The organism is Gemmata sp., assembly GCF_051859125.1.
GTDB lineage: Bacteria > Planctomycetota > Planctomycetia > Gemmatales > Gemmataceae > Gemmata.
Genome location: NZ_JBHYGG010000132.1, coordinates 1 through 8,871, shown reverse-complemented (window position 1 = coordinate 8,871; position 8,871 = coordinate 1). Strand labels below are relative to the sequence as shown.

Here is an 8,871-nt window from a genome sequence, read left to right as displayed (position 1 = left end):
GAGCGCCAGCGAGGGGGTAAGCGTCACCCCCTCGCTGGCGCTCAGGGTTCGCCCGGGATCAGGGGCCGCCGATCTCCTCTCCTGTCTTCCAATCTGTGTCCATCTGTGTAATCTGCGGATAACTCTGCCTTTCTCTTCTCCGGGACACCTCATGCGCCTTCTCCTCCCCGCCGTGCTCCTCGCGGCGAGCGTCGGCGTCGCCGTCGCGCAGCCCGCCAGGCCCCTCGTGAGCGGCGACCCGGCCCGCGTCGAGCGCGTCCGCAACGCGAAGCTCCCGAAGGTCGAGAAGCCGATCGTGTTCGGCACGCCCGAGGCCGACGCGGTCGTGTCGGCGCTGGAGGTGTTCCCCGAAGACAACCCGTGGAACCTCGTCGTCGCCGACTGGCCGGTCCACCCGAAGTCGAAGGCGATCGTCGAGAGCATCGGGGCCGCGAAGCCGCTGCGCTACAACCCGGACATGGGGTTCATCCTCGTGCCGCCCGACCAGAAGAAGGTCGAGGTGAAGCTGTTCGAGTACCCGGACGAGTCCGACAAGGGGCCGTTCCCGGTGCCGGACAACGTGCCCATCGAGGGCTGGCCGGCGCACTACGCACGCGACCCGAAGTACAAGGGCATCACGCTCGACGACGTGCAGCGCGACAAGCTGAAGGAGGACGGCGACCGGCACGCGAGCGTGCTCGACCCGGCGGGCGGCGTGCTGTACGAGTTCTACCGGCTGCGGAGGAAGGACACGGGGTGGGAGGCGTCGTGTGCGGCGGTGTTCGACCTGAAGTCGAACAAGCTGCGGCCCGACGGCTGGACCTCGACCGACGCCGCCGGCCTGCCGATCTTCCCGGCGACGATCCGCTACGACGAGATCCAGCGCGGCATGGTCGAGCACGCGATGCGGTTCACGGCGAAGCGGTCGCGGAAGGCCTACGTGTACCCGGCGACGCACTTCGCGAGCCGCCTCACCGACGAGGCGCTCCCGCGAATGGGCGAGCGGTTCCGACTGAAGGCGAGCGTTGATGTGTCGAAGTTCTCGCAAGAAGCGCAGGCGATCCTGAAGGGGCTGAAGAAGTACGGGATGTACGTCGCGGACAACGGCATCGACTGGGCGCTGTCCTGCACGCCCGACGAGCGCATCCCGGTCTTGCACGACGAACTCCGCAAGCTCAAGGGCGCGGACTTCGAGGTGGTCGTCGCTCCCGAGGGCTACAAGCCGCCGAAGTGAAGCGGATCGCCCGTCGTCGCTCATTCGGTCGCCACGCGGAGGGTTCTCATGCGAGCGATGAGTTTGACCATCTGCGGCTTCGTCACCGCAGCGTGCACCGCCGGGTGCGGCGAACCGCAGAAGTATCAAAGGGGAAAGGACACCGTCGAGAGTTTCGGCGACGGCAACTGGTCGATTCTCAAGACCGGGGGCAGTGACGACGGTTCGCGGAAACTTCACCTGTACTGCCGCGAAACGGTAGAGCCCGTGGTCCGCAACGTTGCGAACTGGCGTCAGGCGGGCGATTGGGTGTACGCGGTCGGCGAGGACGGCGCGTTCATCGCGGTGAACTTCCGCACCAGTTACGTCATCAAGTGCCCGTCACCCGATGCGGCACCGGAAGAGCACCGCTCCGCACTCCGTGCGCTCCGGCGGAAGTGACTCGGAAGCAGCGACAGAGCGCGGCCACGGGGTTAGTGTGATGTCGAGGCACACCCCCTCACCCGCGACTCGCAGAGCCTCGTCGCGACCTCTCCCCCGAGACCGGGGGCGAGGTGGGGCGATTCGGTCCCACGACACGCTTTGAGTACGGCAACGACGGCCAAGTGATGCGGGTACTCATCGCCGGCACACCAGTGGGTCAAACACCCGGTATTCCGTGATACGGCGTATGGTTTGGTTGGTGGTGAGCAGATTGTGTGCGTTGCTGACGTGTTGAGCAGAAGTGTGAAAAGATTCCGCACGGCCGACCGACTGCCTCTCCCCTCAGCCGGCCGACCGTGCGGTATCAGGCTCTCGCCGACCTAAGCTAAAGCAGCATGCGTGCCAAATCTGCCACGACATCTCGCCGCGAGTGCCGAAACCCTTTGCGGAACGGCAATTAACGACCATTTCTTCTCCGCTCGCTCTGTTCAGAATTCCTCCGGGCACCGCCTCGGTGCCCACACCCTGTGCATCTGTGGCCACCGGGTGCAACAACAGCGCGCACCGATGGCATTTTCCGCGTGAAGCGTTGACCACTTCCACCCCGGCGACGCACAATCAGCACGTCCCCATTCCCCGTGAGGCGAAGTTCCGATGCCCGCGACAATCGACGACACCTACGCCGAAGCGTTCCGGAGCATTTACGCCTCGGTCCTCATCACCGCACGCGACCCGTACTGGCTCGAGCGGGCGGTCGCGGCGTGCACCGGCAACGCGAGCAGCGCCATCATGTGCGACTGCGAGGCCGGGCTCGACCGCACCGTGCCGCCGATCGAAACTCCCGACGGCCGGCCCGGCGCGATCGTGCAGTTCCACGTCCCGCGGTTCCACAAGGACCGCGAGCAGCGCCTCGAGCGGTCGGTACTGGTCCGCGTGTGCCAGAACGTACTGACGTGCCCGACGACCGCGGCATTCAACGTCCTCCCAGCCGAGGAGAGGTGGTTCCCGCTCGGCCGCAAGGTGGCGTACTTCGGCGACGGGCACCAGTACAAGGCCGAGCGGTTCGGGCGGCGGTGCCGGGTGGTGCCGATCCTGAGCGGCGAGTTCGTGATCGAGCGGCGGTGCGGGTGGGCCGACGGGCTGATGGGCGGCAACCTGTGGTTCTTCGGCGCGACGGCCGACGCCGCCCTCGACGCGGCCACCCGAGCCGCCGCGGCCGCGGCGCAGACGCCGGGGGTGATCCTGCCGTTCCCCGGCGGCGTGGCGTCGAGCGGGAGCAAGGCCGGGAGCAAGTACAAGTTCGCGGTCGCGAGCACGTATGCGGAGTTCTGCCCGACGCTCCGGGGCAAGGACGGCGTAACGACCCGCCTCCCGGAAGGCGTGGCGAGCGTGCAGGAGATCATCATCAACGGGGCGGACCTGCCGACGCTGATCGCCGCGACGCAGTCCGCGATCGCCGCGAGCCGCGACACGCCCGACCTGCTGACCATCTCGGCCGGCAACTACAACGGCCGCCTCGGCAAGAGCTTCGTCTACCTCCACCCCGACAAGCAGCCGAAGTGAATGAGACGCGGTGCCGGAATGGGGCCGGGTGGTGGGGGTGCCGGAATGGGGCCGGGTGGTGGGGGTGCCGGGCTGGTGGCACGGGCCTCTGGCCTGTGCAGGCGAACACAGGCCAGAGGCCCGTGCCACCAGAACCAAGGGCAACACCTCTCCCCTACCGCCGCCACCGCTTCGCTACCCTGGGGCGGAAGCACTGGGTCGCTCCCGACGCCCACCCGCCCCCTGCCGCGGCGGCGTCCATATTCTAACTGCGGTGCGTGTTCCTTGCCTTTGACGCCGGAGTTGCCATGCGAATCGGACGTCTGGGAGCGGTCGTGGTGGCGGTTCTCGTGGCCGGCGCGCAGCCGCCCAAGAAGGCGGCCGGGCCGCTCGACGGGCGGAAGGAGGCCGAGCGGGCGAAGACCCTGAAGGACGCCGGCGGGACTGAGGAGTCCGAGAGGGCCGTCGAGATGGGTCTGGTGTGGCTGGCGAAGCAGCAGAAGCAGGACGGCGGGTGGGAGTTCGACGCCGGGAGCAAGGACGAGCGGGTCGCCGCGACGGGCCTGGCGCTGCTCGCGTTCCTCGGGGCCGGCGAGACGCACACCGACAAGTGCAAGTACCAGAAGACCGTGGCGGCCGGCGTCGCGTTCCTGGTCAAGGCCGCGCCGGGCGGCGGTGGGATCGGGAAGCCGCTGTCCAAGAACGCCTACGCCCACGGGATCGGCACGCTCGCACTGGTCGAGGCGTACCTGATGACCAGGGACAAGGCGCTCCTCGCCCCGGCCCAGGGCGCGCTGAACCACGTCATCGCGGGCCAGGCCGCCAACGGCAGTTGGGGGTACACCCCGGGCGCGGCCGGCGACACGTCGATCACCGGCTGGCAAGTGCAGGCGCTTCACGCCGCCCGGCTCAGCAGGGACTTCGTCGTCCCCGCGGCGACGGTGAAGAAGACCGCGGAGTTCCTCGACGCGGTCGGGGCGGGCAAGCTCAAGGCGAGGTACGGGTACAGCGAGAGCGCCGGGGCCGCGCCGGGCACCTCGCTGACGGCCATCGGCCTGCTGTGCCGCCACCGCTTCGACGGCTGGGCGGCGGACCACGACGGCATGGCCGAGGGGGTCAAGGGGCTCATGAAGAAGGCCCCGGTGAAGACCGCGGCCGTCCCGGACACGTACTTCTACTACTACGCGACGCAGGTCGTGCGCACCGCCGGCGGGGACGAGTGGGCGACGTGGAACGAGGGGCCGAAGGGGGCCGACGGGGGCCGCAAGGGCGGGATGCGGGACTGGCTCGTCCTCCTCCAGCTCAAGAAGGACGGCCCGAACCAGGGGAGCTTCGACCCGGACCCGGGCCACATCGGGCGGTCGTGCGGGCGGCTCGGCACGACGGCGCTGGCGGTCCTGACGCTGGAGGTGTACTACCGCTACCCGCTGCCGCGGTGACGCGGCCCACGCCTTCGGCGACGCGACCGGAGCGCGTGGAGCGGAGAACCGGTGTGGCCTTGCGTTGCTTGGTCGGGGTTGGCTCGGTACCCGTTACGCTTTGGGGCCGCACATGCCGTCGCACTCGCTCGTCCGGTGGCGGACCGACCGCGTGACTCGATTAGATCGGATCGAGGCGCAGAACCTCGCCCTCAGCGTGGCCGTGCCGCCGGACCCGGACCTGATCGACGAGAACCTCCGCGGGTTCGTGATGTTGCTCGCGGCGCACTTCCAGGGGTTCTGCCGCGACCTCCACAGCGAGTGCGTCCAGGCGGTCGCGAACGCGGTGCCGGCCCCGATGCTCTACATGTTTCAAACGCTCTGCGAACTCGGGCGCGAGCTGTCCGGCACGAACGCCAAGTACACGAGCATCAAGGCTGACTTCGAGCGGTTCGACTTCGACCTGACGGACGCCCTCACGACCGACCCGGCTGTCGCCCCGGCGGTTCTGGTGGCGAACCAGGCCCACATCTCGCGCATCGATCACTTGAACAAGTGGCGCAACTACGCGGCGCACCACAACGCGACCCCGCCCGCGGTCGGCGGGCCGTTCGCGCTGCCCACGGTGCTCCTGTGGAAGTCGGCCTGCCACGAACTGGCGGCGGAACTTGATCGGGTGATGTACAATCAGTTGGTGAAGTTGACCGGGGTCGCACCCTGGTAACGGAGGACGATCATGGGCACCCTGAAGCCGACCAACCTGAAGCGCGGGGACCGCGTGAAGATCCGCTCGGGCAGCGGGCACGTCGGGCGGATCGTGGAGCTGCGCGGCCCGCTCGGCCCGAACGGGATGCAGGTCTACCGCGTGCTCCTGCGTACGAAGCCGAAACCCGCTTACGTCGAGGTCCGCGAGGACCAACTGGAAGTGACGGCCCCGACGTGACGTATGCGGTGCTCGGCGGTCAGGGCAATTCCACACGGACCTCACGCGACACTCGCCCGTCCGGAATCTCGACCAGCGTGCCGGTCCGTCGCCCGTCGGGAAGCACTGCGGTCACGACCAGCCAGCAGAACTGACTGCGGCTCAGTTCCCGCCCGCTGAGCGCGTTCCGACCGCTCACCGGAACGAAGACCGTGAGCGGTTCACCAACGAACGGATCGGCGGTGGCAGACCACTGTTTCATCACCGCCGGGAGGTGGTGTTCGAGAGCGTACTCGGCATCTCTTCGCACGCCGTGCGTCTGGCAACTGACCGCGCTCGGTGCCCCTGCCTTGCTCGACACGCGGACGGTCAGATCGTAGCCACCGTCCCACACGACGTATGTGACCGAGGTGTATGCCCAGAGCGAGGCCGCAGTGAGGAAGGCCGCTCCGAGTAGCCACGTTCGTGACACGGCGAACCCTCTCGGGCGAAATCGCTACGGTCAGACTTCGACCAGGACGGGTTCGGACTGTGGGGCCGGGATCGGCAGCCCCTCGCCCGCCAGGCCTTCGAGGTGGAAGGCGATCGCTTCTTGCATCAGGGCGACCGTCTCGGCACGGTCGGCCCCGGCCGCCACGCACCCGTCCAGGTCGGGCGAGTAGGCCGAGAACCCGGTCTCGGTCGGCTCCAGGATGATGAGGTACTTCACGGCTCGCCTCACCCCCGGCGTTCGGCGTCGATGAGGCGCTGCTTGGTCGCGAGGCCCCAGCGGAACCCGCGGAGCGAGCCGTCGGAGCCGACGACCCGGTGGCACGGCACCAGCACCGCCGTCGGGTTCGTCGCACACGCACGCGCCACGGCGCGCGCCGCGGTCGGTTGGCCCAGGGACGCCGCGAGTTGCGAATAGGTGCGGGTCTCGCCCCGCGGGATGCGCCGGAGTTCGTCCCACACGCGGCGCTGGAACGCCGTCGCCCGCACGTCGAGCGGCACGTCGCGGTACGGCTCGCCAAGGGCCGCCTTCATCAGTTCCGTGAGCCAGCCGGTCAGCGCAGTGTCCTCGCGGACCAGCTCGGCCCCCGGGAACTCGCTCGCGAGGAACGCCTCGTGTGCGGCATCGGCGTCGGCGATGCTGACGGCACAAACGCCGCGGCCGGTCGCGGCCAGCAGCACCCGGCCCAGGTCGCTCGTGGCGGTGGTGTAGCGGATCATGACTTACCCATAAGCACGAATTCCGAAGCACTCGGGAAAGAACGAATTTCGAAGCACGAAATCCGAAAGGAAGAGCCGGAGTCGGTGATCTTCCTTTCGGATTTCGTGCTTCGAAATTCGAAGTTATTCGAGTGCTTCGAACTTACCCAACTAAAGCCGGGGCCGGGGTCCACGAGAAGTCGTACGGCGGCTCGATGAGTTCTTCTTCGCCGCCGCGGTCGCGGAACACGTGCAGCACCCGGACCCGCGACAGGTCGTCGAACTTCGGCTCGGGGTACGCGTCGGACCGGAACGGGTTGCCCGGCTCGTACTCGTGGATCATCACCTTCACCTTCGGCACCCCGCGGAAGTGCAGCTCCTCCGCCTTCCGCTGGCCGCCGTGGACGTCGTACAGCTCGGTGACCACCCGCAGCACGCGGTCGAGCCCCTTGAACGTGACGCCGTCCTCGACGAAGATCATGTCGATCTGCGTGGCCCGCAGCACCGCGTGGGCGTGCTGGCGGGCGCGGCCCGGGATGGCCCGCGCGTACGGCGGGCCGACGAGCGGCGGGGCGGCGTCCTCGCCGGCGGCGTCGGAGTCCTCGCGGCCGACCCCCTCGACGAACCACCAGTGCGGGGCGATCCAGAACCCGCCGCCGCCCGGCCCCTTGAACGCGCTGGCCCGCTTCAGCAGCTTCTGCAGCCCGCGGAACAACTGCCGCCGCACCTGGATCTCGTCGCGGCGGCCGAGCCGCGCCCGGACCCCGCCGGCCTCCAGGTCGTCGAGGCTCACCTTCAGCGGCCACTGCGGGTCGAACTCGGTCGCCTGCGACCGGTCTGGCGGCACCACCTCGATGCCCACCTGTCCCGGCTCGCGGGTTCCCGCCGTGCGGATCCTGTAGCCCCACTCGCGGAGGAGGCGCGACGCGCGCCGCACCTGCGAGCGGTCCGCCCCGGACACGTGGGCCGTCGGGCGGGTGCGGCGGGCCGGGTCGTTCCGGCGGGCCGACCACAGGCGCAGCGCGACCACGACCACGAGGATCGGCACGAGCCACGCGGCGATCGCGCCGAACAGGGCGGTCACCGGCATCGTGTCGTCGGCCCGCGGCGCGTCGAGGAGCCGGCCCCCGCACGCGGTCAGCAGGATCGCGAACATGAGCAGCGACGCGAGCATCGCGACCAGCGACAGCACCCGGCGCACCGGCACCGCGTACACCGGCTGGTCGACGCCCGACCGCCACAGCACCGCCGGGCCGTCGTTCCCCTTGGGCAGGTAGACGAGCCACGCGCCGACCGCGACGACGAGGCACAGGACGAGGATGGCGGCCGGCGGCACGACGAACGCGACGGCCGAGACGAGGACGGCGTAGCCCACGACGGCGGCGAGTTCGGCCCCGCGGCGGTCGGTGTCGCCGAGCCACCGCTTCAGCAGCGAGTCGAGCACCGCGACCGGGACGAACACGCCCACGAACGTGACCGCGAGGAGCACGCCCCACAGCGCCATCAGGAACCCGAGGTAGAGCGTGTACGAGGTGGCGACCCCGGCGACCCGCCACCCGGTGGGGAAGACGGCCCACGCGCCGGCGGCCAGTGCGGCCCACACCACCAGCGCACCGGCGATGACCCAGACGGCCGGCGGGGTCCGGCGGGCGACGGGCGGGGTGCCGCGGAGGTCGATGCCGTGGTCGTACCGGAGCGCGGCGAACGCGGCCCCGACCTTCTGGAACCGGGTCCCGAGGCCGAGCACCCAGCCGAGCGGCGCGCGGCGGTGCCGGGCGATCACGGCGGCGACCGCGATGACCAGCGCGAACCCGGCGAGGCCGTCGTGGAAGTCGGTGAGCGCCGCGTACCGGCCGACGACTTCAAGGCCGACCAGGAAGCCGCACACCGCGAGGGTGAACCACCCGTCTTCGGTGAGGAGTCGCCCGCGCGGCAGGACCGAAGTGAGCAGTTTCATGAACTTATTTCACCACACGCGGGACGCAGCGCCAAACATTTCGCGCCGCCGTCGCGGGCCGCGACACGGACGTTGCCCATTCTATCGCTCCGACCGAACCAAATTCCGCCCGCCGCCGCAAAAAACTGCGCCCGCGGCTCAAGTCCCGCGGTGCGGAGTAAGGAGGCGACTGCTACCGGATCTGTTGGACTGGTAGTGGTCGGAGCCCGAGCGCCGAGCGAGGGCTCAC

General features: G+C 69.4%; 10 protein-coding genes. 6 read left to right on the top strand and 4 right to left on the bottom strand.

Annotated elements, in window-relative coordinates; all coding sequences use genetic code 11:
- The first annotated feature begins 151 nt into the window (after window positions 1-151).
- From ACTIGN_RS13780 to ACTIGN_RS13755, 6 genes are all read left to right on the top strand, one after another.
- The gene (locus tag ACTIGN_RS13780; protein WP_439624720.1) at window positions 152-1,213 is read left to right on the top strand and encodes a hypothetical protein; all 1,062 of its coding nucleotides are present in this window, start codon (window positions 152-154) and stop codon (window positions 1,211-1,213) included.
- 48 nt (window positions 1,214-1,261) lie between these two features.
- The gene (locus ACTIGN_RS13775) at window positions 1,262-1,633 is read left to right on the top strand and encodes a hypothetical protein (protein ID WP_439624719.1); all 372 of its coding nucleotides are present in this window, start codon (window positions 1,262-1,264) and stop codon (window positions 1,631-1,633) included.
- 636 nt (window positions 1,634-2,269) lie between these two features.
- The gene (gene fhcD, locus ACTIGN_RS13770) at window positions 2,270-3,178 is read left to right on the top strand and encodes a formylmethanofuran--tetrahydromethanopterin N-formyltransferase (RefSeq protein WP_439624717.1); all 909 of its coding nucleotides are present in this window, start codon (window positions 2,270-2,272) and stop codon (window positions 3,176-3,178) included.
- A 287-nt stretch (window positions 3,179-3,465) separates the two neighbouring features.
- Entirely contained in the window at window positions 3,466-4,596 is a 1,131-nt protein-coding gene (locus tag ACTIGN_RS13765; protein ID WP_439624715.1) for a prenyltransferase/squalene oxidase repeat-containing protein, read from the top strand.
- 112 nt (window positions 4,597-4,708) lie between these two features.
- The gene (locus ACTIGN_RS13760) at window positions 4,709-5,299 is read left to right on the top strand and encodes a hypothetical protein (RefSeq protein WP_439624713.1); all 591 of its coding nucleotides are present in this window, start codon (window positions 4,709-4,711) and stop codon (window positions 5,297-5,299) included.
- Window positions 5,300-5,311: 12 nt separating this feature from the next.
- The gene (locus ACTIGN_RS13755; protein WP_439624711.1) at window positions 5,312-5,518 is read left to right on the top strand and encodes a hypothetical protein; all 207 of its coding nucleotides are present in this window, start codon (window positions 5,312-5,314) and stop codon (window positions 5,516-5,518) included.
- A 19-nt stretch (window positions 5,519-5,537) separates the two neighbouring features.
- Here ACTIGN_RS13755 and ACTIGN_RS13750 read toward each other — a convergent pair whose 3' ends face one another.
- The 4 genes from ACTIGN_RS13750 to ACTIGN_RS13735 all read right to left on the bottom strand — a co-directional run bounded on the left by ACTIGN_RS13750 (window position 5,538) and on the right by ACTIGN_RS13735 (window position 8,642).
- On the bottom strand, window positions 5,538-5,969 hold the full coding sequence (locus ACTIGN_RS13750; RefSeq protein ID WP_439624709.1) for a hypothetical protein: 432 nt from the start codon (window positions 5,967-5,969) through the stop codon (window positions 5,538-5,540).
- Between the two features lie 30 nt (window positions 5,970-5,999).
- Complete coding sequence (locus ACTIGN_RS13745) at window positions 6,000-6,206, bottom strand: type II toxin-antitoxin system HicB family antitoxin (protein ID WP_439624707.1); 207 nt, start codon at window positions 6,204-6,206, stop codon at window positions 6,000-6,002.
- Window positions 6,207-6,214: 8 nt separating this feature from the next.
- Window positions 6,215-6,706 (bottom strand): methylated-DNA--[protein]-cysteine S-methyltransferase, encoded by a 492-nt coding sequence (locus ACTIGN_RS13740; RefSeq protein ID WP_439624705.1) that lies wholly within the window; start codon window positions 6,704-6,706, stop codon window positions 6,215-6,217.
- 142 nt (window positions 6,707-6,848) lie between these two features.
- On the bottom strand, window positions 6,849-8,642 hold the full coding sequence (locus tag ACTIGN_RS13735) for a hypothetical protein (RefSeq protein WP_439624703.1): 1,794 nt from the start codon (window positions 8,640-8,642) through the stop codon (window positions 6,849-6,851).
- Window positions 8,643-8,871: the final 229 nt, after the last annotated feature.

Bases quoted from the DNA above. Each gene is read 5' to 3' on its own strand.
- ACTIGN_RS13780 (WP_439624720.1), top strand. From the start codon at position 152: ATGCGCCTTCTCCTCCCCGCCGTGCTCCTCGCGGCGAGCGTCGGCGTC.
- ACTIGN_RS13760 (WP_439624713.1), top strand. From the start codon at position 4,709: ATGCCGTCGCACTCGCTCGTCCGGTGGCGGACCGACCGCGTGACTCGA.
- ACTIGN_RS13765 (WP_439624715.1), top strand. From the start codon at position 3,466: ATGCGAATCGGACGTCTGGGAGCGGTCGTGGTGGCGGTTCTCGTGGCC.
- ACTIGN_RS13735 (WP_439624703.1), bottom strand. From the start codon at position 8,642: ATGAAACTGCTCACTTCGGTCCTGCCGCGCGGGCGACTCCTCACCGAA.
- ACTIGN_RS13755 (WP_439624711.1), top strand. From the start codon at position 5,312: ATGGGCACCCTGAAGCCGACCAACCTGAAGCGCGGGGACCGCGTGAAG.
- ACTIGN_RS13740 (WP_439624705.1), bottom strand. From the start codon at position 6,706: ATGATCCGCTACACCACCGCCACGAGCGACCTGGGCCGGGTGCTGCTG.
- ACTIGN_RS13775 (WP_439624719.1), top strand. From the start codon at position 1,262: ATGCGAGCGATGAGTTTGACCATCTGCGGCTTCGTCACCGCAGCGTGC.
- fhcD (WP_439624717.1), top strand. From the start codon at position 2,270: ATGCCCGCGACAATCGACGACACCTACGCCGAAGCGTTCCGGAGCATT.